Source organism: Sphingomonas insulae, from assembly GCF_010450875.1.
In the GTDB taxonomy this organism is placed as follows: domain Bacteria; phylum Pseudomonadota; class Alphaproteobacteria; order Sphingomonadales; family Sphingomonadaceae; genus Sphingomonas; species Sphingomonas insulae.
Window position 1 is genome coordinate 537,927 of record NZ_CP048422.1, and the last position, 25,604, is coordinate 563,530.

General features: G+C 66.2%; 22 protein-coding genes, 1 tRNA gene and 2 pseudogenes. 11 read left to right on the forward strand and 14 right to left on the reverse strand.

Annotated features, from left to right (window positions below):
* Nucleotides 1–20: 20 nt before the first annotated feature.
* Entirely contained in the window at nucleotides 21–344 is a 324-nt protein-coding gene (locus GTH33_RS04105; protein WP_163957199.1) for a hypothetical protein, read from the forward strand.
* Nucleotides 345–747: 403 nt separating this feature from the next.
* On the opposite strand, the gene GTH33_RS04110 is transcribed toward GTH33_RS04105, so the two are convergent.
* The 8 genes from GTH33_RS04110 to GTH33_RS04145 form a co-directional block, all read right to left on the reverse strand.
* Entirely contained in the window at nucleotides 748–1,248 is a 501-nt protein-coding gene (locus tag GTH33_RS04110) for a hypothetical protein (RefSeq protein WP_163957211.1), read from the reverse strand.
* A 28-nt stretch (nucleotides 1,249–1,276) separates the two neighbouring features.
* Nucleotides 1,277–1,696, reverse strand: coding sequence for a hypothetical protein (locus tag GTH33_RS04115; protein WP_163957212.1), 420 nt, complete (start codon nucleotides 1,694–1,696; stop codon nucleotides 1,277–1,279).
* 18 nt (nucleotides 1,697–1,714) lie between these two features.
* A complete protein-coding gene (locus GTH33_RS04120; RefSeq protein WP_163957213.1) occupies nucleotides 1,715–2,245 on the reverse strand; it encodes a hypothetical protein in 531 nt (176 codons plus the stop codon).
* Complete coding sequence (locus GTH33_RS04125) at nucleotides 2,242–2,841, reverse strand: hypothetical protein (RefSeq protein ID WP_163957214.1); 600 nt, start codon at nucleotides 2,839–2,841, stop codon at nucleotides 2,242–2,244. Before GTH33_RS04125 ends, GTH33_RS04120 begins: the two co-directional genes overlap by 4 nt.
* Nucleotides 2,838–3,593: a hypothetical protein gene (locus GTH33_RS04130; protein WP_163957215.1), complete on the reverse strand. Its 756-nt coding sequence runs from the start codon at nucleotides 3,591–3,593 to the stop codon at nucleotides 2,838–2,840. Before GTH33_RS04130 ends, GTH33_RS04125 begins: the two co-directional genes overlap by 4 nt.
* Nucleotides 3,590–4,105, reverse strand: a complete 516-nt coding sequence (locus tag GTH33_RS04135) for a hypothetical protein (protein WP_163957216.1) — start codon at nucleotides 4,103–4,105, stop codon at nucleotides 3,590–3,592. Before GTH33_RS04135 ends, GTH33_RS04130 begins: the two co-directional genes overlap by 4 nt.
* 69 nt (nucleotides 4,106–4,174) lie before the next feature.
* Nucleotides 4,175–5,539 carry a site-specific integrase gene (locus tag GTH33_RS04140; RefSeq protein WP_163957217.1) on the reverse strand — a complete coding sequence of 455 codons (1,365 nt, stop codon included), beginning with the start codon at nucleotides 5,537–5,539 and terminating at the stop codon, nucleotides 4,175–4,177.
* 219 nt (nucleotides 5,540–5,758) lie between these two features.
* A tRNA-Gly gene (locus GTH33_RS04145) sits at nucleotides 5,759–5,833 on the reverse strand.
* Nucleotides 5,834–5,975: 142 nt separating this feature from the next.
* On the opposite strand from GTH33_RS04145, the gene GTH33_RS04150 reads away from it, so the two are divergent.
* The 3 genes from GTH33_RS04150 to GTH33_RS04160 all read left to right on the forward strand — a co-directional run bounded on the left by GTH33_RS04150 (nucleotide 5,976) and on the right by GTH33_RS04160 (nucleotide 11,725).
* Nucleotides 5,976–6,749: a hypothetical protein gene (locus tag GTH33_RS04150; RefSeq protein WP_163957218.1), complete on the forward strand. Its 774-nt coding sequence runs from the start codon at nucleotides 5,976–5,978 to the stop codon at nucleotides 6,747–6,749.
* Nucleotides 6,643–8,193: a Y-family DNA polymerase gene (locus GTH33_RS04155; protein ID WP_208404104.1), complete on the forward strand. Its 1,551-nt coding sequence runs from the start codon at nucleotides 6,643–6,645 to the stop codon at nucleotides 8,191–8,193. Before GTH33_RS04150 ends, GTH33_RS04155 begins: the two co-directional genes overlap by 107 nt.
* Before the next feature lie 202 nt (nucleotides 8,194–8,395).
* On the forward strand, nucleotides 8,396–11,725 hold the full coding sequence (locus GTH33_RS04160) for an error-prone DNA polymerase (RefSeq protein WP_163957219.1): 3,330 nt from the start codon (nucleotides 8,396–8,398) through the stop codon (nucleotides 11,723–11,725).
* Nucleotides 11,726–11,785: 60 nt separating this feature from the next.
* On the opposite strand, the pseudogene ppc reads toward GTH33_RS04160, so the two are convergent.
* From ppc to GTH33_RS04175, 3 genes and pseudogenes are all read right to left on the reverse strand, one after another.
* Nucleotides 11,786–14,469, reverse strand: a pseudogene (gene ppc / locus GTH33_RS04165) (phosphoenolpyruvate carboxylase).
* Between the two features lie 290 nt (nucleotides 14,470–14,759).
* Nucleotides 14,760–15,239, reverse strand: coding sequence for a CREC-EF hand family protein (locus GTH33_RS04170; RefSeq protein WP_243848348.1), 480 nt, complete (start codon nucleotides 15,237–15,239; stop codon nucleotides 14,760–14,762).
* On the reverse strand, nucleotides 15,236–15,802 hold the full coding sequence (locus GTH33_RS04175; RefSeq protein WP_163957220.1) for an HNH endonuclease: 567 nt from the start codon (nucleotides 15,800–15,802) through the stop codon (nucleotides 15,236–15,238). The genes GTH33_RS04170 and GTH33_RS04175 overlap by 4 nt, the downstream gene beginning before the upstream one ends.
* Nucleotides 15,803–15,918: 116 nt before the next feature.
* On the opposite strand from GTH33_RS04175, the gene gluQRS reads away from it, so the two are divergent.
* The 3 genes from gluQRS to GTH33_RS04190 are packed head-to-tail and all read left to right on the forward strand — an operon-like array spanning nucleotide 15,919 to nucleotide 17,592.
* Entirely contained in the window at nucleotides 15,919–16,794 is an 876-nt protein-coding gene (gene gluQRS / locus GTH33_RS04180; protein ID WP_163957221.1) for a tRNA glutamyl-Q(34) synthetase GluQRS, read from the forward strand.
* A 9-nt stretch (nucleotides 16,795–16,803) separates the two neighbouring features.
* Nucleotides 16,804–17,034 carry a twin transmembrane helix small protein gene (locus GTH33_RS04185; protein ID WP_163957222.1) on the forward strand — a complete coding sequence of 77 codons (231 nt, stop codon included), beginning with the start codon at nucleotides 16,804–16,806 and terminating at the stop codon, nucleotides 17,032–17,034.
* Between the two features lie 9 nt (nucleotides 17,035–17,043).
* The gene (locus tag GTH33_RS04190) at nucleotides 17,044–17,592 is read left to right on the forward strand and encodes a cob(I)yrinic acid a,c-diamide adenosyltransferase (RefSeq protein WP_163957223.1); all 549 of its coding nucleotides are present in this window, start codon (nucleotides 17,044–17,046) and stop codon (nucleotides 17,590–17,592) included.
* A 32-nt stretch (nucleotides 17,593–17,624) separates the two neighbouring features.
* Here the strand turns inward: GTH33_RS04190 and GTH33_RS04195 are convergent, their stop codons facing one another.
* Complete coding sequence (locus GTH33_RS04195) at nucleotides 17,625–19,238, reverse strand: lysine--tRNA ligase (protein ID WP_163957224.1); 1,614 nt, start codon at nucleotides 19,236–19,238, stop codon at nucleotides 17,625–17,627.
* A gap of 200 nt (nucleotides 19,239–19,438) precedes the next feature.
* Here GTH33_RS04195 and GTH33_RS04200 point away from each other — a divergent pair.
* From GTH33_RS04200 to GTH33_RS04210, 3 genes and pseudogenes are all read left to right on the forward strand, one after another.
* Nucleotides 19,439–22,059 (forward strand): annotated as a pseudogene (locus tag GTH33_RS04200) (ATP-dependent DNA helicase).
* Nucleotides 22,056–22,598 carry a SixA phosphatase family protein gene (locus tag GTH33_RS04205; protein WP_163957225.1) on the forward strand — a complete coding sequence of 181 codons (543 nt, stop codon included), beginning with the start codon at nucleotides 22,056–22,058 and terminating at the stop codon, nucleotides 22,596–22,598. The pseudogene GTH33_RS04200 and the gene GTH33_RS04205 overlap by 4 nt, the downstream one beginning before the upstream one ends.
* 196 nt (nucleotides 22,599–22,794) lie before the next feature.
* Nucleotides 22,795–23,901, forward strand: coding sequence for an AI-2E family transporter (locus GTH33_RS04210; protein ID WP_163957226.1), 1,107 nt, complete (start codon nucleotides 22,795–22,797; stop codon nucleotides 23,899–23,901).
* Nucleotides 23,902–23,906: 5 nt separating this feature from the next.
* On the opposite strand, the gene GTH33_RS04215 is transcribed toward GTH33_RS04210, so the two are convergent.
* Together GTH33_RS04215 and GTH33_RS04220 are read right to left on the reverse strand one after the other, a co-directional pair.
* Nucleotides 23,907–24,425, reverse strand: a complete 519-nt coding sequence (locus GTH33_RS04215; protein ID WP_163957227.1) for a DUF177 domain-containing protein — start codon at nucleotides 24,423–24,425, stop codon at nucleotides 23,907–23,909.
* Nucleotides 24,422–24,976 carry a ubiquinol-cytochrome C chaperone family protein gene (locus GTH33_RS04220; RefSeq protein WP_208404105.1) on the reverse strand — a complete coding sequence of 185 codons (555 nt, stop codon included), beginning with the start codon at nucleotides 24,974–24,976 and terminating at the stop codon, nucleotides 24,422–24,424. The genes GTH33_RS04215 and GTH33_RS04220 overlap by 4 nt, the downstream gene beginning before the upstream one ends.
* Before the next feature lie 55 nt (nucleotides 24,977–25,031).
* Here GTH33_RS04220 and GTH33_RS04225 point away from each other — a divergent pair, with 55 nt between their 5' ends.
* Nucleotides 25,032–25,541 carry an outer membrane protein assembly factor BamE gene (locus GTH33_RS04225; RefSeq protein WP_163957228.1) on the forward strand — a complete coding sequence of 170 codons (510 nt, stop codon included), beginning with the start codon at nucleotides 25,032–25,034 and terminating at the stop codon, nucleotides 25,539–25,541.
* Nucleotides 25,542–25,604 lie beyond the last annotated feature (63 nt).

The window sequence follows — 25,604 nt, forward strand, 5'->3', positions numbered from 1 at the left end:
TTCGTCATCGGGTCATCTTTGTGGAGATCGAAGTGGCAAATCCAGTGCGAATTTCGATCCGAGCCGCACCCGCCGTCATCGCATGGCACATCCCCCACATCGAAACCGGTGAAACATCAGCCGAGGTCAACATCAACACCTCGAATTTCCACCACCCCGATGCTCTCGATGAAGCTGACGCGCCAACAGACGCGTGTCGGGAGTGGATCATCCATGCTGTTCAGGCCGCAATACAGCGCGATGGTCTCAAACGGTGGATCACATGGCCCGACCTCGGCGTGACATCATTCCCCGGACCCAACCTGACGCCCCACCATCGCCCGCCACAGCCCGCCGCATCGTGAGACCAGCATGAGCCAAGTTTCCGACACACCAGCAGTGCTTCTGAATGCTCTCCAGGACGATGAACCAGGACTGTCGATCCGGACCATAAATGCACGCCTCGAACAACGCTTAAAAGCCCTCCGCACAGCGTCGAACCAGGCTCACGACGATGGTGCTCAAAAGCGCCCTGTTGAGTTCCCTTCGCCCGCTCCAGCGACTTCCAAACCATTGGAAGTCCTCGCAAAACCGTCGAAGCGACGGTCCGGCACCAAGATCGTCCCCACTGATCGTCTACACAATGATGCCGGTCGAGGTGTCTCAACTCCTCGCAAATGCTCGGGAAACCGTGGTCAGGTATCACTGCACGGCTCGATCCACGCAAGTTGGTCGAATTTGGGGCTCAGCATCGATCCGCGCACCGGCTTAACTCAGCTTTGAAAGCGGGTAAGTTTCATCGCTCATAAGCTCGCCCTCAGTCGAAACTTTCACATGAAGGCTCTTCCCTTCAACGCTAAACTCAACGGTATCCTCAGTGCGCCAGCGGCCTTGCTGCCCGTCGCCGAAAGCGTCAAACTGAGCCCACGTAAGGTGGTTCGCATCATCGATGCGGCACCGCGATTGCCAGCGCTTCCCGTCATCGGGGCGGATATAGGAGACGTGAACGAGATCGTCGGCGAGCTTCTTGCCCTTCATCGTCGCCGGATCGCGCCCGTTGAGCGCGGCTATCGCGGCCTTACATGCCTCCACGGCGTAGGGTGTGGTTGCTGCCACCGTTGTGGCGGGAGGTGTCCCGTTCGCAAACGGATCGCTCATGAGATTGCCGATATCGCCGGTTTCGGCGTCGTTGCGCGAGGTCGGCGTCGGTGAGCCACCACAAGCCGTCAGCATGAAGCTCAGCGCCAATGGCGCAGCAATGAAACGCATCCTATCCATCCCCCGGTATCTCAAGCGCTCACTTTGTATCGAGGATCACTCGATATTCCAGTTCCTTCGAATCGGGTGCGTAGCCCTCGATACTTGGCGCGGATGAGCAAACCTTGAAACTCTCGCCGGGTGCGATGATCCGATCGGTTCGCCGGTTCGCGTCCGTGAATGGCGTCGCCATGTCGAGGCCGGTTAGGTTGTCGGAGTGGTTCACCCGGTTGACGGCGAAGTGCCATGACACTGAGCGCGTTGCCTCCGAACCGTTGTTCTTGAGCACCAGCGCGATTGGAAGCCCCTGAGCGGCGCAATCCTTGTCGGCAAAATCTATAGATTCGGCGACAACGGGCGACTGCGCCGTCTTCGTTGTGGATGCGTCCGGTTCCTCCTCAGAGCCGCCACAACCGGCCAGCATGAAGCTCAGCGCCAACGACGCGCCCATGATACGCATCTATGATCCCCTTGATGCTCAGTCGATATCCGCAAACCAATCGATCTTAGGCCCTATCCCGTAATTTGCCGAGCAACCCGGCACGCAATCGCTTGGCGGCATGATCTTGGCGTTCGCCGCGTCCGTCACCAGTCCGTCAAGGCGATTACAGGCGGGGCATTCACGATGTAACGTGTCGTGAAGGTATCCGACGAAGCCGCGTCCAGCATGAGCACGCATCGCTTCGCCCTGAGCAACGCGGTCATGGCGTAACCGGGTGAAGGTGGCGCGTAGAAGGGTGATCTCATGCGCCGCCAGCGGCTCGGCGAGGCCAGCGGGTGTAATCTCGGCAAGCGCGGCGCGTGAGAGGAAGCCATTGCGGCGAATGCCAAGCGACTTCTTCTCGGCATCGGATATCTGCTCACCCTCCTTGCGGTAGTGGGTCGCAATCGCGCGGGGATGCTCACTGAGATCGTTGGCAAGCAGGCTTGCGATCGTCGGAATGGCATCGGGGGTAAGGAGCCCCAAGGTTATGACGGCTTCGCGCGCGGCGTCTTGTTTGATCGTCATAGGGTGCTGTCACCGGGCAGGAGGTTGGCGACGAACTCGCTCTGAACTTTCTCTACAACGGCAACGACAAGCCGTTGGGCGAGGTCGATCGTGCGCTTGATCTCCTCATTCTGCTCTTCGATAAACGCCGTCGTGAGCGGCACCACGGCCCTACCGCGCTTTATCACAGGCACGATGTTGATGAGCGTGCCTTGATCATCAAACTCAGGATGAAACCAAAAGGGGTTGTGCGCCATCGCGTTCCGTAAGGTGCGAAGTGACGTGAGCTTTCCGTCAAAATCTTTGTAATCGGCAGGGTCAAGAAAATTAGCGGCGATGATGAGCGCCAGCGATATGCGGCGCTCAAACGTCAGGCGCTGAAGGATGCCCTCATCGAACGCCTCTTGAACCTCAAGATCGCGCATCCTGCCGCCAAGAAAGTAATGAATGATCGCCGCGCTAAGCATCCGCTCAACCGCGAACGCGCCAGCCATGATGCCGCCGCGAACCTGTCTTATCCATTCGTGTATGTCGCTGGTGACATCATGGAGGGGTTTGCCGTGAACCTGCCCTTGCGGGTGGCGACCGGCCCAATCGATAGTGCCCTCAGCGATCATTTCGCACCCGGTAGGAGTGAGAAATAGGGGAGGCTTAGCTCATCGAAGCGCGGCACTGGAATAGTTTCTGCCTCATCGGCAAGCCTATCGAGGGCGTGCGGCAGATAGCGCTTAGCAAACTCAAGGGTGAAGCCGAAGATAAAAGAGTTGAAGTTCACCGTCTGAACGCGAGTGTCGGTGATTAGCTGATGAAGCGCCGCTATATGATTACCCATGCCAGCGAGATTTTTTAACGTCTCATACTGTAGCATTTCAATGGTGTAGAAAAGCGTGTTTCCAATGCTCCGGTGTAGGTAGTCGCCGATATCCGCGTCGGGATCGAGCGACTGATAAGCCGCCTCGACGTGCTCAGGTAGATGATGGAACGCCATTCCGTCGCGCACATCAAGGATGAGGCTTCGCTTGCCGCCAAAGTAGGCAAGAATTGAGTTGAAACCTTCGCGGGCCTCATCGCTAAGATTGGCCTGATAATTAGCCTTGATCATGCGAGAGAACTTAGAAACGAGCTTCCAAGCCTCGTTGAGCCGCCCAGTAAGCATCCGCAGAATCATTAACCCGAACGCTGAGTTGCCTTGGTTAATGAGCCGGTGCCCCGCATCGTCCTGTTCAAGGATCACTGCCAGCGTCTTATTGAACATTTGGGTATCGTTGGCAACGCTGGACGCCATAAGGAAGAATAACCGCTCATCGGGCGGGGCGCGGTCGAGATCGGCTTTCGTGTAAATGAGAGTATGGACGGTGATCTCGCTCATGAGGCTGTATGGCGGGGGCACTTGCGGAAGTTAGACGCGCCCGCCTTCCGTCCCGTGAGTGTTTTGCCACCATCTATAAGCTTGAGTGACCATGTATCATTATACTGGTTCTTATCGTCGTCGTAGCCGGTTACGTCGATGTCAATCTCAGTGGGCGAGTAGAGCTTCACCCTCGATACGTTCTGCTCAACCTCAAAATTGAACATCGTAGCCGCCAACAGATTGAACCGGGCCTCACGTTCCGCGCATCCATCGCTGACGATCTCATCCCAACGCCCACGAAAGGCGCTTGGAATCGTGCTTGAGTATCGAGGGTAGCTCGGTGTCGGCGAAGCGGTAGGTGTTGGCGTTGGGGACGGCGGAGGTGTCGGTGCAGCAGCGGCGGCGCTGACTGTAGGTGACGGCAATGGATCGGGAGCGTGCGAGCTTACCGTTTCACGTCCAATGACAAACGCCAGCGCGAGCGTAGCCAACCACGCTATCGCGGCGAATGCCGCCGTCACTTTGTTCATCCTGATCCCCCGATCGAGTGCGGCAAGTTGCTGATTTCGGGGTTAGCTTATCGCCGGTAGTAAGGTAGGTCACGCCCGCGATTCACTTCGTAGCCCGAGCACCGCGAGGTGATCGAGGTTGAGCACCGGGAACCGCACGGCATTCAGCGCCTCGGCCAGCGCGCGCGGGTGATATCCGCTGCCGTAGTTGTCGGCCACAACGGTCCCCTTGCCATCGGTCGTCCAGCCCCCGAGCAGGAATGCGACATCGCGATCAATCTTCGCCTCGCGCAATCCGTCGCGGAAGTTGTGCCGGAAGCTGTGAAAGCAGGTCAGCGGCGCAGCGGCTCCGGCGTTTTCAAGAAAGCGCGTGAACCATCTCGATATGGTAGTGGAGCGGTAACCCAGATGGCCGAACGGAAGCTCCGGGAACAGGTTCGTTTCGCCGCATAGGCGTTGAGAGACAGCGAACGCCAGAAAACCGCACCGGACCAGTTCGTCGTGAACCGGCACAATGCGCTCACTCGCGTTCGTCTTCACGCGTTTCTCATCGCCAGTCAGGCTAACTCCAGAGGCCACGCGAAAGCACGGGATTCCGTCTATCTCGGGAATGTCGGAAACCTCAAGCTGGCAAATCTCATTGAGCCGCAGCCCGCTGAATAAGGCAATCAACGGCACCCAGAATCGAGCACGGCGGGGGCGCTGGTCGCCGGGGACGGCATAGCCGTTCATGTCGTCCCGACATCCAGTGTAGATCGGCGCATTGAAGATGCGCCGAAGCTGTTCGGGCGAGAAGGGGTTGCGCTTGTCGCGCTTCCTCACCGGGTCGGGAAGCTTGAGCCCCTTGAGCGGATTACGATCGAGATAGCCCTCGTTCATCGCCCAGTTCATCACTCCTCCAAACCGATTGATGTAGGCGTTGAGGTTCGCGGTGCTGATCAGGCGGCGCTCGCCCTTTATCTTTGCGGCAGCGATCACCTCCCTGACCGTCATGTCCGGGTACCGCTGATGCGCGCTTCTCGGCATCTCTCGCAGGAGGGCCACGAAGTCGCGACAACCTTCGCGCGTAATATCAGTGAGTGGCGTGTCTTCATCGAACACTTCGATGACCCATTTTCGGGTCGTCGCGTGCGCGATCTGTGTGCGCTTGCTCCATTGATGCTTTGGATCGGCTATGAAGCGATCATAGACATCGCCGATGGTGCGCGTGCTCGGCGGCGGTGCGGGCGGCGAGACAATCGAAGTCGATGGCATCGAAATCGCCGGATCGCCATCCGTGGTGGCGAGCAGCTTGGGATCGACCGCGCGACCGATTGAACAGCGGGCCTGCTCGAACTCGGCTTCGACGTCAGCGGCGACCCGGTGAATGCGCCGAAGCGCCATCGCATAACTATCGGTGTCGAGCGAACGCCACACTTCCCGACCTCCCCATACCGTCAGGAGGACGGTCGGCACCCGTCGTCGATAATGGAAAATGCCACGCTTCGAGCAGAGCCCAATCGGTCGATTGTGTAGACGCCTTGTGTAGACGCCCTGACCACGGTTTCCCGAGCATTTGCGAGGAGTTGAGACACCTCGACCGGCATCATTGTGTAGACGATCAGTGGGGACGATCTTGGTGCCGGACCGTCGCTTCGACGGTTTTGCGAGGACTTCCAATGGTTTGGAAGTCGCTGGAGCGGGCGAAGGGATTCGAACCCTCGACCCCAACCTTGGCAAGGTTGTGCTCTACCCCTGAGCTACGCCCGCTCTGGCGCCTGTCCGACCGGCTGGTCGGTGGGTGAGGGGCGCTCTTAACCGCGTGTTTTGAGGGCCGCAACCCCTAAGTCAAAAATACAGCAACACGATTCAGGCTTGGCGACTCGATAAATAGAACATTACAAGAACATGTATGTCCGACTCGTCTGCCCTGATCGCCCAGTTGCGGCGCCTTGCCGCCGGCACGGATCCCGCGCAAGCGGTGGCCGCGCCGGCCGACGCCTGGCTGACGGACGGTCTGGGGCGGGCGCAACTGCATGATATCTATGCCGTAGAGGACGACGATGGGCCGAGTGGTGCCGGCTTCGGCATCGCCGCCGCACTCGCCGCGGGGGCAATGCCGCTGTTGTGGCTGCGCACCGAGGCATGCGAGCGTAGCCAGGGCCGGCTGCATGCGATCGGCCTGATCGAATTGGGCCTCGCCGCCGATTCGCTGGTGCTGGGCGTCGTCGCCGACGATACGGCGCTGCTGCGCGCGGCGGCGGATGCGGCACGCTGCGCCGGCCTTGGCACCGTGCTGGTCGAAAGCGTCGGCCGAGCGCCGGGATTCGACCTTACCGCGACACGGCGGCTGGTGCTGGCCGCCGAGGCCTCTGGCGTCACCATCCTGTCGCTGCGCATCGGGGCGCAACCGACGCCGAGCGCCGCGACAACGCGCTGGGGCGTAACCGCCGTGCCGTCGATAGCACTGGATCAGGGCGGGGGAGCGGGTGCGCCCGGCATGCCCGCCTTCGACGTCGAATGTCTGCGCCGACGTGGAGGCCCCGCGGGGCAGCGCTGGCGCGTGGAATGGGATCGTGATGCCAAGAGTTTCCGTGGAGCGTCGCTATCTGGCGCTGGTCTTTCCGTGGCTTCCGATCGAGCGGCTGCGCGCCACCCGGCCGCACCTGTTCGCCGGACGGGGTGAGACGCCGGTCGCCTTTACCGAGACGATCGGCAACGCCGTGCGGCTGACCGCCACTGACCTTGCGGCGGCGCGCGCCGGCCTGGGGCCGGGGCTGACGCTTGCCGATGCACGTGCGCGGGTGCCGGAGCTTGAGGTGTTTCCCGCCGATCCACATGCCGACATGGACTGGCTGGAGCGGCTGGCGGACGGCTGCACGCGCTACAGCCCGACGGTCGCGCTGATGCCGCCCGATGCGCTGGTGATCGACATCGCGGGGTGCATCCACGCCTTCGAGGGGGAACGGCCGCTGGCGGCCGATGTCGAGGCGCGGATGGCGCGGCGCGGGATCCTGGCGCGCCATGCCTTCGGCGACACGCCCGAGATTGCGCGTGCGCTCGCACGCTATGCCGGCGCGCCCGCACCCGACGAGTCGCGCGCGGTGAAGCGCTTGCCCGTCGTGGCGCTGGAACTGGACGACGACGCGACGGTGGCGCTGGCGCGTGCCGGGCTGAAGACGGTCGGCGACGTGATGGCGCGGCCGCTGGCGGGAATCGCCGCGCGCTTCGGCGAGGAGGCGGCGACCGCGGTGCGGCGGCTGTCGGGCGATCACAAGGCGCCGGTACGGGCGCGGGTGCGGGTGGCGCCGGTGGCGGTCGAGCGCCGCTTTGCCGAACCGATCGCACACACCGATTATGCGCTCGACGTGATCGAGGAACTGGCAGCAGAGGCGGCGGCGACGCTGGCCGAGCGGCATCAGGGCGGGCGACGCTGGGAAGCGCGATTGTTCCGCAGCGACGGGCATATCCAGTCGCTGCGCATCGAAACCGGCATGCCGACGCGCGACGTACCGCTGCTGATGCGGCTGTTCGCCGAACGGATCGATACGCTCGCCGATCCGCTCGATCCGGGATATGGCTACGACCTGATCCGGCTTGACGTGGCGCTTGCCGAGCGACTCGATGCCGCGCAGCTGCGGCTGGAAGGAGGCGCGGCGAGACAGGATCAGGTCGCGCAGCTGGTCGACCAATTGTCGACGCGGCTGGGGCGCGAACGGGTGCGGCGCTTTGCCCCGCGCGACAGCCATATTCCCGAACAGGCCGAGCTGATGCTGCCCGCCGCCGCCGATGCCCCCGCGGGCGTCTGGCCGCAGGCGGAGGCAGGTGAGCCAGCGCTGCGTCCGATCTACCTGTTCGATCCGCCACAGCGTATCGAAAGCGTGATGGCCGAGGTGCCGGACGGCCCGCCGCATCGCTTCCGCTGGCGGCGGCGGGTACATGAGGTGGCGCGGTCTGAGGGGCCGGAGCGGATCGCGGGCGAATGGTGGCGGCGGCACGATACCGTCATCCCGACGCGTGATTATTACCGTGTCGAGGACCGGCGCGGGCGGCGCTTCTGGATCTTCCGCCACGGCCTGTATGACGAGCAGGAGCATCCACGCTGGTATCTGCACGGGCTGTTCGCGTGAGGGAAAAGGTTGGCCAATACGGTGGCGATGGGGGACGAACGCCTCATTCGCTCTTTTTGTCACCCCGGACTTGGTCCGGGGTCCACTCTGCGGCGCGACATACGGCAAGAGGCTCGCACGATATGCTGGCCGCACGGTGGACCCCGGACCAAGTCCGGGGTGACGGAGGACCTGGGGCGTCGGTGGACCGCTCCCCTCCCCCATGACCGCCTTCGCCGAACTCGTCGCCGCGACCAATTTCTCGTTCCTCGAGGGCGCGAGCCATGGCGAGGACATGGTCGCGCAGGCCATCGCGCTGGGGCATGCCGGGATCGGCATCGCCGACCGCAACACCGTCGCGGGCGTGGTGCGTGCGCACAAGGCGCTGCGCGAGATCCGCGAACGCGCGATCGAGGGCGGGTTCGGAACGATCGATTTCAAGCTCGTCGTCGGCGCGCGGCTGGTGTTCGCCGACGGCACGCCCGACATCGTCGCCTATCCGGCGACGCGTGCTGGCTGGGGTCGACTGACGCGGTTGCTGACCACCGGCAACCTGCGCAGCCAGAAGGGCGATTGCATCCTCGGCTTCGGCGACCTGCTGCGCCATGCCGACGACCTGCTGCTGATCGTGCTGACCGCATCGAGCGCACGGCCTGCGCGACCCTATGGCGGTGCGATGCTGCCGCCACGGCGCAGCGATCCGGGGCTGGCCGAAACACTCCGCCGCCTGGGGAAGGCAGCGCCGGCGCGGGTGTGGCTGGGGGTGACGATGCCGCGCGACGGCCGCGACCGGCGGCGGCTGCATCGTCATGCGGGAATCGCGGGGCATGCGGGCGTGCCGCTGCTTGCCACCGGCGATGCGCTGTTCGCGGACCCCGGCGACCGGCCGCTCCACGACGTGCTCACCTGTATTCGCGAAGGCACCACGATCCAGGCAGCGGGGCGTCGGCTCGCCGCCAATGCCGAACGCCACCTCAAATCCGGCGGCGAGATGGCGCGGCTATTCGCCGACGCGCCCTGGGCGGTGGCGGAGAGCGTCGCGATCCTCGACCGGATCGACTTCGCGTTGACCGACCTCGCCTACGAATATCCGCACGAACCGGTGCCGGCGGGGTGGGACGCGCAGGAATGGCTTGAGCATCTGACTTGGCAATGCGCGATCGAGCGGTATGACGGCTGGGTTCCCGACAAGCTGCTGGACCTGCTGCGCGAGGAGTTCGCGCTGATCGAAGAGCGCGGCTACGCTCATTATTTTCTGACCGTCTACGACATCGTTCGTTTCGCGCGCACCGTGGAGCCGCCGATCCTTTGTCAGGGGCGTGGCTCGGCCGCCAATTCGGCGGTCTGTTACGTCCTTGGCATCACCTCGGTCGATCCAATGCGCTACGATCTGCTGTTCTCGCGCTTCGTGTCCGCCGAGCGCAACGAGCCGCCCGACATCGACGTCGATTTCGAGCACGAGCGGCGCGAGGAGGTGATGCAGTATATCTACCGTCGCTACGGCCGCCACCGCGCGGCGATCGCGGCAACCGTCATTCATTATCGGCCAAGGAGTGCGGTGCGCGAGGCGGGCAAGGCGCTCGGCCTGTCGGAGGATGTGACGCAGCGGCTGACCAGCACCGTATGGGGCAGCTTTTCGCAGCGTTTCGAACAGCGTCGCTTCGACGAGACCGGATTCAGCACCGACAATCCGGAAATCGCGCGGCTCCGCGACGTGGTCGACAAGCTGCTCCGCTTTCCCCGCCACCTGTCCCAGCATGTCGGCGGTTACGTGCTGACGCAGGGGCGGCTCGACGAGACCGTGCCGATCCATCACGGGGCGATGGAGGATCGCACCTTCATCGAATGGGACAAGGACGATATCGACGAACTGAAGATCATGAAGGTCGATATCCTGGCGCTCGGCATGCTGACCTGCATCCGCAAGGCGTTCGACCTGATGCAGCACCATGGCCTGGGCACGCATCTGCTCGACACCATCGCCAACGACGAACATCCCGCCGTCTATGACATGCTGTGCAAGGGCGACAGCATCGGCGTGTTCCAGGTCGAGAGCCGTGCGCAGATCAACATGCTGCCGCGCCTGCGCCCGCGCAAATTGTACGACCTCGTCGTACAGGTGGCGATCGTGCGACCGGGACCGATCGAGGGCGACATGGTCCACCCCTATCTGCGCCGGCGCGCGGGCAAGGAGAAGCCGGAATTCCCATCGCCTGCGCCACCAAATGACCCGAACGAGCTGCGCAACCTGCTGAAGGAAACCTATGGCGTGCCGCTGTTCCAGGAACAGGCGATGAAGCTCGCGATGGTCGCGGCGGCCTTTACCGCCGCCGAGGCCAACCAGCTGCGCCGCGCGATGGCGACGTTCCGCAATGTCGGCGGCATGGAGAATTTCGAGGAGAAGCTGGTCGAGGGCATGGTCCGCCGCGGCTACCAGCGCGACTTTGCGGAACGCTGCTACAAGCAGATCGAGGGGTTCGGCAGCTATGGCTTTCCCGAAAGCCACGCACTGTCGTTCGCGCGGCTGGTGTATGTGTCGTCGTGGCTCAAATGCTTCCACCCCGCGGTATTCTGCTGCGCCATCCTCAATGCGCAGCCGATGGGATTCTACGCGCCGGCGCAGCTGGTGCAGGACGCGCGCGAGCATGGCGTGGTGGTGCGACCGATCGACGTCAACGCCAGCGTCTGGGACAATGCGCTGGAGCGGCTGGACGACGGTAGCCTCGCGATCCGGCTCGGCTTCCGGCAGATCGACGGCTTTCGCGAAAGCTGGGCAACGGCATTGGTCGAGGCGCGCGGCGACATACCGTTTGCGGGGATCGAAATGGTGGCGGCGCGGGGCGGACTGCCGACGCGCGGGCTCAACCTGCTCGCCGATGCCGATGCGTTCGGCTCGATCGCCATCGCCCGGCGCGATGCATTGTGGGAGGTGCGGCGGACCCCGCCCCGCCAACTCGCGCTGTTTGCCGCGACGGAGGCGCCGGAACTGGGCGAGGAGGTCGACGCTCGCCTGCCTGCGATGCCGCCGAGCGAGCAGGTCGCGGCCGATTACCAGACGACGCGCCTGTCGCTGAAGGATCATCCGATGCGATTCCTGCGCCCCGTCTTTGCGGCGGAAGGCGCGCTGTCGAGCGCGCAGGCGGCACGGGCGAAGGACGGGCGACGGGCCAAGGTGGCGGGCGTGGTGCTGGTCCGCCAGCGTCCGGGCAAGGGCAATGCGATCTTTATCACCGTCGAGGACGAGACCGGCGTCACCAATGCCCTGATGTGGGCGCGCGATTTCGAGGCGAACCGGCGCGCGGTGATGGCGGCCAGGCTATTGGTGCTGGAAGGCGTGATCCAGCGCAGCGAGGAAGGCGTCGTCCATCTGATGACGGTCAAGGCGTACGACCGCACCGACGAACTGCGGCGCCTGTCGTCCGACTATAACGCCGAAACGCCGCTGCTGCCGGTCGATGAGGTGATCCGCCCCAAGCCGATCATGAGCCAGGACCCCCGCGGTCGCCACCCGCGCGATGTCCGCGTGTTGCCGCCTTCGCGGGATTTCCACTGAGCGGCGCAATCGCGCAATAGCCGAAACGCGCCGTCACGCGAGAGCAACGGGTACGGCGCGCTATCCGCTGTTGCGCAGCGCCGTAGCGACCGCGTTGATCGACAACAGGATGCCTTCGCCGATGCGGGGATCGTCCTCGCCTGCGCGGTGGCGCTTCATCAGCTCGATCTGCAACAGGTTGAGCGGTTCGATATAGGGCAGGCGCAATCGGATGGAGGCGTCGAGCGCGGGATGCTTTTCCAGCAACCGGCCCTGCCCCGTCACCTCCAGCAGCCCGTCGTGGGTCTGGTGCCAGGCATCGCGTATGCGGGTGAAGATGCGCGTGCGCAGTCCGGCATCCTCGACCAGCTCGGCATAATGGCCCGCAATGTCGATATCCGACTTCGCCAGCACCATCTCCATGTTGGCGAGGCTGGAGGCGAACAGCGGCCAGCCCTGCGCCATCTCCTTGAGCAGGCCCTTGTCCTCGAACGCCGACAGCGCCTGCCCCACGCCATACCAGCCCGGCAGCATGACGCGCGCCTGCGCCCAGCTGAACACCCAGGGGATGGCGCGCAGATCCTCGATCGCGTCCGATTTCTTGCGGCTGGCGGGCCGGCTGCCGATCTTGAGCCCGGCGATCTCGCCGATCGGCGTCATCTGGCGGAAGAAGGTCCGGAAGCCCTCGGTACCGTAGACGAGGTCGCGATAGGCGTGGAACGCGGTGTCGGACAGCCGGTCCATCGCGCCGCAGAATTCGTCATTCTCCGCATTCGACAGCCGTTCGGGTTCCAGACTGGCGAGCAGGGTGGCAGACGCGATCGCCTCCAAATTGGTCATCGCACTGTCGCGGGTGCCATATTTGGCGGCGATCACCTCGCCCTGTTCGGTGATGCGGATGCGCCCCTGCACGGTGCCGGCGGGTTGCGCCCGGATCGCCGCAAAGGCGCTGCCGCCGCCGCGGCCGACCGCGCCGCCGCGGCCATGGAACAGCTGCATGCCGACGCCCGCCGCCTCGAACACCGGCTTTAGCGCGGTCGAGGCCTTGGACAGCTGCCACGTCGAGGTCAGGTAACCCCCGTCCTTGTTGCTGTCCGAATAGCCGATCATCACCTCCTGGTGCCCGCGTGCCGCGGCGATGGCGGCGATTTCGGGCAGGGCGAACCAGGCGGTCATGATGGCGGGCGCGGCCTCCAGATCGCCGACCGTCTCGAACAGCGGCACCGCCATGATCGCCGCGCCCGGTTCCTCGCCGGGTCGGTACAGCCCGACCTCCTTCAACAGCAGGTTGATCTCGAGCAGGTCGGACACCGACTGCGCCATCGAGACGATATAGTTGGTGATGCACGCCGGCCCGTATTTCGCGTGCGCCTCCGCCGCGGCGAGGACGATCTTCAGTTCGGAATCGGTTTCGTCGGAATAGGTCGTGAAGCGGCTGGCGAGCGGGCGGGCGTGGGCGAGTTCGCCGCGCAGCAAGGCGACCCGCGCATCCTCGTCGAGTGACAGATAATCCGCCTCCACCCCGCGGTCTTCAGCAGTTCGGCGACGACGCGTTCGTGGACGGCGCTGTTCTGCCGCAGGTCGAGCGTAGCGAGGTGGAAGCCGAACGTCTCGACCGCGCGGATCAGCCGGCCTAGCGCGCCGCCGGTCTTGAGCGCGCCGGCGGTGGACAGGCCATGCGCGATCGCGACGAGGTCGGCCCGGAAGGCCTGCGGGTCGGCATAGGCCTCGCCGGTCAGATGGCCGGGGCGCGGCGGCGCCTTGCCGGTCAGCCGGACATGCGTCGCGGCGAGGCGCGCGTAGATGCCCGACAGGGCGCGGCGATAGGGTTCGTCGGAACGGCTTTCGGCGGTGTCGCCGCTCGCCTCCGCCAGCGCCTCGACCGCGGCGTCGACCGGCACGTGCTGCGTCGAGATCGACAGTTCCGCGCCCAGCGCATGCACCGCGTCGAGATAGAACCCGAGCACCGCCTCGCATGCGCGGCCCAGCGCGGTGCGGAGCGAATCGGCGGTGACGAAGGGGTTGCCGTCGCGGTCGCCGCCGATCCAGCTGCCCGGGCGTACGAAGCTCGGCACCCGTTCGCCGAACGCGCGGTCCCATCGCTGGTAGAGCGCGGGCAACGCGGGCAGGAACACATCGCGCATGTAGGACAGCGCCGTTTCCACCTCGTCGGTGACGTACAGGCGCTCGCGGCGCAGCACGCGCGTCTGCCACAGCAGCGCGATCTGCCGGGTGATCGCATCCTCGACCCGATCGCCGTCCGGCGTCTCGTCGCGCCCGGCATCCTTCAGCGTCATCAGTTGCGCGATGCGATTGCGGTGATCGATCATGCTCTTGCGCCGCACCTCGGTGGGATGCGCGGTCAGGACGGGGACGATCAGCGCATGGGCGAGCAATTGCTGGACCGCGGTGCGATCGATCCCCTCGCCCGCCAATCTCGCCAGCGCGGCGGCCACGTCGGCACCGTGTTCGGCGGCGACGCCCTGGCGATCCTCGGCAAGGTTGGCGAGCATCGAAAACAGCATGAAGCCGCGGACGAAGTCGAGCGTTTCATCGAGGCTCAGGTCCTGCAGATGGCCCTGCACCGCATCGGCGTTGCCGGTGCCGCGATGGCGCTCCACCGATGCGCGGCGGATCGCCTCGGTCGCCTCGAACAGCGCATCGCCGCCATAGGCGCGGATAACGTCGCCCAGCTTGGCCCCCAAGAACCGGACATCCGGATTGTTGGCGATCGGGGGAAGCGAAGCGGGGTCGACGGTAGCCATGCCGGTATGCTGCGCTGCGGCAGGTACGGGGTCAACCGCAGATGGCGTTTCCGGGGAAGAAGCGGGGTTTACGCGAGAATCGGTCCGGCGGCGCTCCTTCGGAACGGTATCTCCAAGTCATCACGCGGATGATCGTGGGAACAGTTTGACGTGGGCGGCCAGGTCGACGCGTATCGGTCCGACATGAGGCACACGCCACCTCGCCGCCCCTCCCGAATGCCGCTGGCGGTGCCGTGTCCGGGCCCCGCCGTTCACCGCACCGCCGAACAGGGCGGTCAGGCGCGTACCGGTTACCGCGCGGTCGTCCCGCTGTTGCTCAGCGTATCGCCCAGCACCGGCGTGGTCGGGACGGCGGCGGGGGTGCGGCCGGCGGCACGTGCAGCGCGCCATTCGCTCTCTTCCTCGGACGTCACGGTGCCGTCGTGGTTGAGGTCCATCTGGTCGAAGCGCTTGATCGTGCCTTCGCCCCATTCGATCAGGCTGATCTCGCCGTCCTTGTCGCGGTCCAGGCTCATCAGACGGCTGTTCTGGCGGGGGAGTTCGGTCTTGTCCAACCGGTCGTCGCCGTTGCGGTCTAGCTCGCGGAACCGGCGCTCCATCGCGCTCGAGAAGTCGACGCGGCTGGTCACCGCCGGCGGCACGAAATCCGCGGCATTGGCATCCGCCTGCGCCGCCTTGTCCTCGCGCCCGCTGCCGCAACCGGCCAGCGCCGCCAGCGCGGCCACGATCATCAGATTGCGCAAAAACGGCCCCCTTCGGTCTTCGGTCATGCTTCCAATTCAACGTCCCAATAGAGCCAGTCGTGCCATGTGTCGTGGAGATAGTTGGGCGGGAACGCGCGACCATGCTCCTGCAGATGCCAGTTGGTCGGCCGGATCGGTTCGACGTACAAGGGCATCTGCGCCTGTTTCGGCGTCCGCCCGCCCTTCTTGAGGTTGCACGGCGCACAGGCGGTGACGACATTCTCCCACGTCGTCCTTCCCCCTTGCGCGCGTGGTACGACATGGTCGAACGTCAGGTCGCGCCCGATGCCGCAATATTGGCAGGCGAAGCGATCGCGCAGGAACAGGTTGAAGCGGGTGAACGCCGGAAATGCCGATGGACGGACATATTGCTTGAGCGCGATGACCGACGGCAGCTTGATCTCGGCGGTCGGGCTACGCACGGCGCGTTCGTAATGCGCGACGATGTCGACGCGGTCGAGGAACACCGCCTTGATCGCGGTCTGCCATGGCCACACGCTGAGCGGATAATAGGACAAAGGCGTATAGTCCGCGTTGAGCACCAGCGCGGGGCAGCTATCGGGGTGACGGATCAGATCGGGATGAAACACGGCTCCTCCCACGGATTACCCGCAGGCCATGTCGCCCACGAGAGTGACGCTGGTATGACAGCACGGGCAGCGGACGTCGGTCAAGTGGTCTGCGGCGGGCGCCGGGCTCTCCGCCGATGAACGCGGCAATCCCGGTCGTCACGCGCTTCGCACCGAGCCCCACGGGGCGGCTGCACCTCGGCCATGCCTATGCCGCGATCCGGGCGCACGACCATGCCCGCGCCGCCAAAGGCACCTTCCTGCTGCGGATCGAGGATATCGACGGTACCCGTAGCCGCGAGGAGCATGTCGCCGGGATCGTCGAGGACCTCGCCTGGCTGGGACTGACGTGGGACGGCGCCGTGGTGCGCCAGTCGATGCGCCTGGAGCGATACGCCGATGCGCTGGCCCGGCTGCGCGACGATGGCCTGCTCTATCCCTGTTTCTGTACCCGTGCCGATATCGCGGCGAGCGTCAGCGCACCACATCACGGCCCCGACGGCGTGATCTATCCCGGCACCTGCCGATTGCTCGGTTCCGGGCAGGCGGCTGCGCGGATCGCGTCCGGAACGCCGCATGCATGGCGGCTGGCGATGGACGAGGCGGCGCGGCGCGGCGGGCCGCTCGACTGGATCGACCGCGCGGCCGGGCGGCAACATGCCGAACCGCTGGCGTTCGGCGACGTGGTGCTGGCGCGCAAGGATGCGCCGGCAAGCTATCACCTCGCGGTGACGGTGGACGATGCCGCACAGAACGTCACCGACGTGGTGCGTGGCCGCGACCTGTTTCGCGCGACCGATATCCATCGGCTGCTCCAGGCGCTGCTCGGGTTGCCGACGCCGGTCTATCATCATCACCAGCTGTTGACCGGGCCGGACGGCGCGCGGCTCGCCAAGCGCGACGGAGCGCCGGCGCTGGCCGACCTGCGCGCGGCGGGGCGCGATGGTGTCGCCCTCGCCGGCGATCTGCGCGCCGGGCGGCTTCCCATTGGCTTTGCCGCGCGCGATGCCTAGATAGGTATTATGAACACTTTCCTCGTCATTCTGCTGATCGCGGCGATGCTGGCGACGGTGGTCGCACTGGTCCGCGGCGTCATCGCCTTCCTGCAGGAAAGCCACGCACAGGTGCGCAATGGCGATGGTCCCTCGGCGGCGTCGCTGAAATCGAACAAGATGATGCAGATGCGCATCTTCTTCCAGGCGCTGGCGATCCTGATCGTGGTGCTGATCCTGTTCATGGCCGGTCGCACCTGATCGTTTCCGATGGTCAAGCTCAACCGCATCTACACCCGAACCGGTGATGCCGGGACGACGGGCCTGGTCGACGGCTCGCGGGTATCGAAGGCGGCGGCGGTGATGGCCGCGATCGGCGACGTCGACGAGGCGAACAGTGCGATCGGCGTGGCCTTGGCCGCGCTCGGCGCCCGTGTCCCATCTGTGCCGCTGCTGGTCATTCAAAACGACCTGTTCGATCTCGGCGCCGATATCGCGACGCCGGACGGCATCGAGGGTGCGCTACGTATCCTGCCGGAGCAGGTGGCCCGACTGGAAGCGGAGATCGATGTGATGAACGCCAATCTGTCGCCCCTGACCAGCTTCATCCTGCCCGCCGGCGATCCGGCTGCGGCGGCGCTGCATTTGGCCCGTGCGATCGTGCGGCGGGCGGAACGCAGTGCGGTGGCGGCGGGTGGATTGAACGCACCTGCGCTGGCCTATCTCAATCGTCTGTCCGACTGGTTGTTCGTCGCTGCGCGCATGGTGAACGCGGGCGCGGCCGGCGACGTGCTCTGGCAACCCGGCGCCAACCGCTGATCCCCAGCCGGCGCCTCGCCGGTGCCGCGGCTTCAGCCGGCTTTGGCCAGCGCCTCGCCGATCAGCACGCGGGTGTTCGCCACCCCGTATAGGGCGATGAAGCTGCCCATCCGCGGCCCCTGTTCCGATCCCAGCAGCGTCTCGTACAGCGCCTTGAACCAGTCGCGCAGCTGCTCGAAGCCCCCGGTCTTGCCGATCTCGTAGACGATATTCTGGATGTCCTCGGCGCTGGCATCCGCTGGCAGCGCCGCAAGGTCGGCATCCAGCCGCTGCAAGGCCGCCACTTCCACACCCTCGGGCGCACGGCGGTGCAGCGTCGGCGCGACGAAATCGCGGGCATAGGCCAGCGCATAGCCGATCAGCCGGTCGAGTTCGGGATCGCGTTCCGGGGTCGCATCGGGCACGTAATTGCGCAGATAGCCCCAGACCTGCTCCTTGCTCGCCTCTCCCATCACGCCGACGAGATTGAGCAACAGGCCGAACGTCACCGGCAACGTCGCGGCCGGCACCTTGCCGTCATGGATGTGGTGGACCGGATTGCCGAGCTGCTGCTTCACATCCTGCGTCGGGTAATTGCCGCGGAACTGCCAGTAATCGTCCACCGCGCGCGGAATGACGCCGAAGTGCAGCGCCTTCGCCTTCTTCGGTTCGCGATAGGCGAAGAACGCCAGGCTCTCCTCGGGACCATAGGTCAGCCATTGTTCGAGGCTGAGGCCGTTGCCCTTGGACTTGGAGATCTTCTCGCCCTTTTCATCGAGGAACATCTCATAGTTGAACCCCTCGGGCGGGCGACCGCCAAGCACGCGCGCGATCTTCGACGACTGGGTGACCGAATCGATCAGATCCTTGCCCGCCATCTCGTAATCGACGCCAAGCGCGACCCAGCGCATCGCCCAGTCGACCTTCCACTGGAGCTTGGACAGGCCGCCGAGCGCGGACTGGACGACCCGTTCGCCGGTTTCGTCGACGAAGGCGATCGTGCCCGCATCGGCATCGACGACCTCGACCGGCACCTGCAACACGATACCGCTGGTCGGACTGACCGGCAGGACCGGCGAATAGGTACCGCGCCGCTCGGCGCGCAACGTCGGCAGCATCACGTCGAGGATGCCCTGATAGGCGCGCAGCACGCCGCGGATCGCGTCGTCGAACCGCCCGCCTTCGTAATATTCGGTGGACGAGGCGAATTCATAGTCGAACCCGAAGCGGTCGAGGAATTGCCGCAGCATCGCATTGTTGTGCGCGGCAAAGCTGTCGAACTTGCCGAACGGGTCGGGGATGCGCGTCAACGGCTTGCCGAGATGTTCGCGCAGAATGTCGCCGTTGGGGACGTTGTCCGGCACCTTGCGCAGCCCGTCCATGTCGTCGCTGAACGCGATCAGCCGCGTCGGCTGGTCGGACAGCGCGTGGAAGGCGTTGCGCACCATCGTCGTGCGCAGGACCTCGTTGAACGTGCCGATGTGCGGCAGGCCCGATGGACCATAGCCGGTTTCGAACAGGATCGGCGCGCCGCCGGGCTTGTCCCCCGCCCCATTCGCAGCGGCGGGATAGCGCTTCAACAGCTTGCGCGCCTCTTCGAAGGGCCAAGCCTTGGAGTCGAGGGCGGCGGTGCGGAGGCTTTCCGGGCGCAGGTCGGTGTCGGTCATGATGCCCGCGCCCTAGCGCATGGTGAGCGACACACACAATGCGGGGTTGTCGTGTGGATTGCGGTTGCCATTCTGTTCCGTCGATCTAATCCGTTGCCATGTCCGGATCGCCCTATCCCGCCATTCACGCCAGCCATGGCGGCATCTGGATCGCCAACGCGGAGGGCACGCGGCCGATCGGGCGGGGCGAGGCGATCCGCATCGCCGCCGATACGCCGGTGATCCTGCTTAACGCGGCCCTCATCGGACAGCGGCTCGGCTATCCCGAGCTGTCCGGGCTCGACCTGCTCGAACTGTTCGCCTTCCTGCATCCGGCGCGCTTTGCGGTGCCGACCCCAGGGGGCTGGCGCGCGCGGTTGATCTGTCGCCGCCGGCGAAGGACGAGGATGTCGCCGCCTTCCTGCTCGAAGCGGCGGCGGCGCTGCTCGCGGTGCCGCAGGGCGACTGGGCCGAGCGCGAAGGGGCATGGACCGCGGTACAGTCGCTCACCCGGCTGCGCTGGCCCTGGGCGCCGGCGATCGGGCCGCTGCTCGCCAAGCCGCAGGTCAACGAACGCTGGCTGTTCGCGAAACTGCCCGAATGGGAGGAACAGGCGCCGCGGCCCGCGCCTTTGTCCACGACGATCGCCGCCGCGGACGCCGAGGCACGGCTGGCCGATCTGACCGGCCACGGTGCCGAGGAACGGCTGGGCCAGCGTGCCTTCGCCGCCGCGGCGACCGATGCGTTCAATCCGCGTGCGATGCGCGACGCCCCCAATCTGGTGCTGGCCGAGGCGGGGACCGGGATCGGCAAGACCCTTGGGTATCTGGCGCCCGCGTCGCTGTGGGCGGAGCGGGCCGGCGGCGCGGTATGGATCAGCACCTATACCAAGGCGCTGCAACGCCAGCTGTCGAAGGAAACCGAGCGCGTCTATCCCGATGCCGCGATTCGCCGGCGGAAAGTCGTCACCCGCAAGGGCCGCGAGAATTATCTGTGTTTGCTCAATCTGGAAGATGCGTTGCAGGGCGGGTTCGCGGGTCGTGCCGCGATCCTCGCGCAGCTGGTCGCGCGCTGGGCGGCGTATAGCGCGGACGGCGACATGGTCGGCGGCGACCTGCCTGGCTGGCTGCCGACGCTGTTCCGGCGCAACGGCCCCGCCGCGCTGACCGACCGTCGGGGCGAATGCGTCTATGCAGGCTGCCCGCATTACCGGAAATGCTTCATCGAACGCGCCGCCCGCGCCAGTGCGGAAGCGGATGTCGTGATCGCCAATCACGCGCTGGTCATGGTCAATGCCGCGCGTGGCCGCGAAACGACGACGCGACCGACCCGCTACGTCTTCGACGAGGGCCATCATTTGTTCGAGGCGGCCGATTCGATGTTCGCCACCGCACTGACCGGCCAGGAGACGATCGAGCTGCGCCGTTGGATCCTGGGTCCGGAAAGCGGCGGCCGGGGGCGGCGGCGGGGCCTTCAGGCGAGGCTGTCCGATGTCGCCAGCTATGACGAGCAGGGCGGCATCGCAATCCAGGACGCGATCGAGGCGGCGCGGCACCTTGCCGCCGATGGCTGGCTCGGCCGCATCGCGGAAGGCGCGCCGTTCGGGCCGATCGAGCATCTGCTCGCCGCGGTCCGCGGGCTCACCTATGCCCGCGCCGAGCAGCCGGGTGATGCGGGCTATGGCCTGGAGACCGAACTCGCCGAACCGACACCCGAATTGATCGAGGCCGCCGCCCCCGCGGCCGCCGCGCTCGATGCCCTGGTGCGCCCGCTGGTGACGCTGGGGCGGCGGCTGGAGGCGGTGCTCGCCGAGGCGCCCGACTGGATGGACGGGCCGGCACGGGCGCGCGTCGAGGGGGCGATCGCCTCTATCGGTTGGCGGGCGGAGACGGTGGCGGCGTGGCTGTCGCTGCTCGCCCGTATCGGCGGCCCGGTCGATCCCGCGCATGTCGACTGGCTTGCGGTCGATCGCGCCGAGGGGCGGGAATATGACATCGGCCTCCATCGCCACTGGCTTGACCCGACCAGGCCGTTCGCAGACATCGTGCTGAAGCCGGCGCATGGCGCGCTCGTCACCTCTGCCACGCTGACCGGCGGCGGGGATTGGGAGACGGCGGAAGCGCGCGTTGGTGCGCCGCACCTTGCCCGTGCGCCATCACGGTTCGAGGCGAAGAGCCCGTTCGACTATCCCGCGCATGCGGAGGTGCTGATCGTCACCGACGTCAAGCGCGGCGACTTGCCGGCGCTCGCCAATGCCTATGCGCGGCTGATCGTGGCGGCGGGCGGCGGGACGCTGGGCCTGTTCACCGCGATCCGGCGGTTGCGCGGCGTGCATGGCCGTATCGCCGACCGGCTGGCGCGCGAAGGCCTGCCGCTGCATGCGCAACATGTCGATCCGATCGACACCGGCACCCTCGTCGATATCTTTCGCGACGATCCGCATGCCTCGCTGCTCGGCACCGACGCGCTGCGCGACGGGGTCGACGTCCCCGGATCATCGCTGCGGCTGGTGGTGATGGAGGGCGTGCCCTGGCCCAAACCGAGCGTGCTGCATGGTGCACGGCGGCTGGCGGGGGGCGGATCGACCTATGACGACCGGATCGTGCGGGCGCGGCTGGCGCAGGCGTTCGGGCGGCTGATCCGGCGCGCCGACGATCGCGGCGCGTTCGTGATGCTGTCGGCGGCGATGCCGTCGCGCCTGCTGTCCGCCTTTCCCCCGGGGTTGGGGATCACGCGCGTGACTCTCGACGAGGCGGTCGCGCGGGTGCAGGCGCGGCTTTCCTTCTCGCAGACGATGGGGCAAGAGGCGCCCCTCGCGATCGATCACGGAGACGCCGGTTGAAGACGCTGACGCTGCTGCGCCACGCCAAGTCCGGCTGGGACGATCCGGTGACCCGCGACTTCGACCGCCCGCTCAACGCAAAGGGCAAGCGCGCCGCACAGACCGTCGGACGCCACCTGCGCGATCTCAACCTGGCGTTCGATCATATCGTCGCGTCGCCCGCGATCCGCGTCGGCGAGACACTGGACGCGATCGAGGCGGGTTATGGCCGCAAACTGGCGCCGGTGTGGGAGCGGCGGATCTATCTGGCATCGGCGGCGACACTGCTCGACGTCATTCACGAACTGCCGACCGATGCGGATCGCGTGCTGCTGGTCGGTCATAATCCCGGGCTGGAAGATCTGGTGCTGATGCTGGTCCCGGAGATGGCGGACGATGACCTACGCGCCCTGGTGGAGCAGAAATATCCGACCGCGACGCTGGCGGAGATGACGCTGGATATCGGCGGCTGGGAAGGCGTGGCGGTCGGCGCGGCGAGGCTGACGCGCTATATCCGCCCGCGCGACCTTGATGCTACGCTGGGGCCGGACGAAGACTGAGCCAGCGGTGCGCTCCGCACGTGCCAAGGATGGATGGTTTCGGCGTCGGTTCCCCTCGGCCGCAATGTCGGTGTCGCTTGGAACCCGTCGGCGACGTGCCGCACCCCTTCCCGGCGGACGTTCGGCGTAACGGACCCGAAACGGCGCCGATGTGTTGTGTTGCCGACGACGCAAGGACTGCGCGAGGGGGACATAGGTGATCGACAGACGGCGGCTCGAGTCGGGCGGGCTCATCGCGTTTCTGGTGCTCGTGACGCTGGGGCTGATGCTGGTCGTCTCGTCCTTTGCGGGGGCGTTGCTGTGGGCCGTGCTGGCGGCGATCCTGTTCCAGTCGCTGTTCCAGTGGTTGCTGACCCGCTGGCCGGGACACCGCAATCGCGCCGCCGCCGCAACCCTGCTCATCATTCTGGTGGCGGTCATCATCCCGACGCTGGCGATCGCCGGCATGGTCGTCGACCAGTCCGCCGGCGTCTATGCCAAGGTGCAAAGCGGCCAGATCGATTTCGCGACCTATTTCCGGCAGGTCCACGACGCCCTGCCCGACTGGGTCCAGCGGCCGCTCGACCGGGCGGGCCTTGGCAGTTTCGACCGGGCGCAGGCCCGGATCGCCGAAGGGTTCCGCAACAGCTTCCGTTCGATCGCGGCGCAGGCGCTGTCGATCGGGCGCAATGCCGCCGCGTTCCTGCTGGCGTTCGGCGTCGGCCTGTACGTCACCTATTTCCTGCTGCGCGACGGCGAGACGCTGGCGACCAAAATCCGCGATGCGCTGCCGCTGGAACGGTCGGTGGCGGACCGGCTGCTGGGCAAGTTCGTGGCCGTGGTTCGTGCCACGATCAAGGGATCGGTCGTCGTCGGGCTGGTGCAGGGTGCGCTGGGCGCGATCACGTTCTGGATCGTCGGGCTGCCGGCCGCCCTGCTATGGGGCCTGTTGATGGCGCTGGTGTCGTTGCTGCCCGCGGTCGGGCCGGCGATCGTCTGGGTTCCGGTCGCGGTGTACCTGCTCGCCACGGGAGCGGTATGGCAGGGCGTCGTCGTGATCGTGTCGGGCGTCGCGGTGATCGGCCTTGCCGACAATATCCTGCGGCCGATCCTGGTCGGGCGCGACACCGGCATTCCCGACTGGCTGGTGCTGGTAACGACGCTCGGGGGGATCGAGGTCGCCGGCCTCAGCGGCATCGTCGTCGGGCCGGTGGTCGCAGCGCTCTTCATCGCCGGGTGGCAGATCCTGACCGAGCAGCGCGAGGGGCGACGGATCGCCAATCCCGACGCCGCCGATGCGCCACGCACCGATCCCGGCGGCTGATCCCGTCAGCGCTTGTCGAGCAGCGCCTTCAGCCCGTGCAGCGCGCCGATCGGGCGGTGTTCGTCCTCGCTGATGACGCCCGCCGCACGCAGCGTCGCTTCCGCCTCGGGCCCGCGGGGGAAAGGGTCGAGCGCCAGCGCCATCGTCTCGGCGGCAGCCTCGCCCAGATCGACCGCACCGCCCTCGATCTCCACAACGTCGAGCGCGCCGGAGTCGAGTTCGACCTCTTCCTGTTCGTCCAGCGCCTCGACGAACAACAATGCGACCGGTTCGTCGATCGCCGCGTCGAGCGGCGCGCCGGTGACCGAGCATGCCTGCACCACCGCGCCGGTGACCTGACCGCGCACCGCGATGCCAGCCGCCTCGCGGCGAATGGTCAGCACCGCCGCCAGCCGCTCCACCGACAGCACGCCGAAGCGCCTGGCCAATGCCGTCCGTTCGCCTTCGTCGGCGGCGATCCGTACCTCGCGTTCGCCGGCGCCGATCGCGTCGAGCCGTTCCGGGCGGCTGAATTCGGGGGTCATGCCAGCTCTCCTGCGGTCAGTCGGTCGAGCGGCACCGCGTCCAGATCGGTATGCAACGCGACCAGCGCGGCGGCGACATGGGCGACCGCGGCCGGCGCCGGCGCATCGCCGCGGTAGAGGTTGCGGACCAGCGCCGGTGCGAGGTCGCCCGCCGCCAGACCGTCGCGATAGGCACCCAGTCGCCCGCCGAGCATGCTCATCATCTTGCCGATATGCTTGCCGACGACGATGTCGCCCATGCCCATCTGACGCAGCTGGCCGTCCATGTCGTCGACGAACCGTTCGGTGAGGTGCGCCGACAGCGGTGCCGCCCCGGCCTGCGCCTCAAGCCGCAGCAATACCATCGAGAGCACCGCGGCGATCATGTCGAAGCGGCCGTCGACGGTGTCGGGGACCGCGCCGTCGAGGTACCAATGCTCCGCCCGGCCGCGCATCACCACCGCATTATAGAGCGGCAGCGCCTCGTCGCGCGTCTCGCCGAACAACCGTCCCCACCAGCCCACGTCGCGTCCCCGTCCTGCGCGCCGCCGCAGCCGGCGCTTGATGCCCATTCGATCCTCGCATATCGAGGCGATCGGCGGGCGATGCAATCGACCATGCGCGCCGATGCCGCTGGAGATAGTGATGAGCGTATCCTTTGCCCGTGCAGGCCTGATCCTGGGCCTCGGGCTGACCGTCGCGAGCGGGGCCTGCGCACCGCTGCGTTCGCACCAGGGCTATATCATCGACGCCGATCTGGTGAATTCGGTGCAGCCGGGCGTCGACAACCGCCAGTCGGTGGCGCAGGTGCTGGGCCGCCCGACGATCGCCAGCCAGTTCGGCGCGGAGGATTGGTATTATGTCGCACGCGACAGCCGCAACCTCAATTTCCAGAAGCCCAAGCCCAAGGAGCAGATCACGCTGAAGATCAGCTTCGATCCCAGCGGCACGGTGAAGTCGGTGACGCGGACCGGCGTGGAGCAGATCGCCAAAGTCGACACCTTCGGCAAGACGACGCCGACGCTGGGCAAGAAGCGCGGCTTCTTCGAGGATCTGTTCGGCAACATCGGCACCGTCGGCGCGGCGGGCGCCGGTGGTCCGGGCGGCGGTGGCGGCGGCGGGCGCGACACGCCGTAAGGCGGCCGCGCGATACTATCGGGCGCAGCGGAAGGGTGAATGGACACGGCGGTATGGCGGCCG

Bases quoted from the DNA above. Each gene is read 5' to 3' on its own strand.
- GTH33_RS04155 (WP_208404104.1), top strand. From the start codon at position 6,643: ATGCCAAGAGTTTCCGTGGAGCGTCGCTATCTGGCGCTGGTCTTTCCG.
- GTH33_RS04185 (WP_163957222.1), top strand. From the start codon at position 16,804: ATGAACACTTTCCTCGTCATTCTGCTGATCGCGGCGATGCTGGCGACG.
- GTH33_RS04220 (WP_208404105.1), bottom strand. From the start codon at position 24,976: ATGGGCATCAAGCGCCGGCTGCGGCGGCGCGCAGGACGGGGACGCGAC.
- GTH33_RS04115 (WP_163957212.1), bottom strand. From the start codon at position 1,696: ATGCGTATCATGGGCGCGTCGTTGGCGCTGAGCTTCATGCTGGCCGGT.
- gluQRS (WP_163957221.1), top strand. From the start codon at position 15,919: ATGAACGCGGCAATCCCGGTCGTCACGCGCTTCGCACCGAGCCCCACG.
- GTH33_RS04215 (WP_163957227.1), bottom strand. From the start codon at position 24,425: ATGACCCCCGAATTCAGCCGCCCGGAACGGCTCGACGCGATCGGCGCC.
- GTH33_RS04170 (WP_243848348.1), bottom strand. From the start codon at position 15,239: ATGACCGAAGACCGAAGGGGGCCGTTTTTGCGCAATCTGATGATCGTG.
- GTH33_RS04130 (WP_163957215.1), bottom strand. From the start codon at position 3,593: ATGAGCGAGATCACCGTCCATACTCTCATTTACACGAAAGCCGATCTC.
- GTH33_RS04120 (WP_163957213.1), bottom strand. From the start codon at position 2,245: ATGACGATCAAACAAGACGCCGCGCGCGAAGCCGTCATAACCTTGGGG.
- GTH33_RS04125 (WP_163957214.1), bottom strand. From the start codon at position 2,841: ATGATCGCTGAGGGCACTATCGATTGGGCCGGTCGCCACCCGCAAGGG.
- GTH33_RS04190 (WP_163957223.1), top strand. From the start codon at position 17,044: ATGGTCAAGCTCAACCGCATCTACACCCGAACCGGTGATGCCGGGACG.
- GTH33_RS04110 (WP_163957211.1), bottom strand. From the start codon at position 1,248: ATGCGTTTCATTGCTGCGCCATTGGCGCTGAGCTTCATGCTGACGGCT.
- GTH33_RS04160 (WP_163957219.1), top strand. From the start codon at position 8,396: ATGACCGCCTTCGCCGAACTCGTCGCCGCGACCAATTTCTCGTTCCTC.
- GTH33_RS04195 (WP_163957224.1), bottom strand. From the start codon at position 19,238: ATGACCGACACCGACCTGCGCCCGGAAAGCCTCCGCACCGCCGCCCTC.
- GTH33_RS04150 (WP_163957218.1), top strand. From the start codon at position 5,976: ATGTCCGACTCGTCTGCCCTGATCGCCCAGTTGCGGCGCCTTGCCGCC.
- GTH33_RS04135 (WP_163957216.1), bottom strand. From the start codon at position 4,105: ATGAACAAAGTGACGGCGGCATTCGCCGCGATAGCGTGGTTGGCTACG.
- GTH33_RS04225 (WP_163957228.1), top strand. From the start codon at position 25,032: ATGCCGCTGGAGATAGTGATGAGCGTATCCTTTGCCCGTGCAGGCCTG.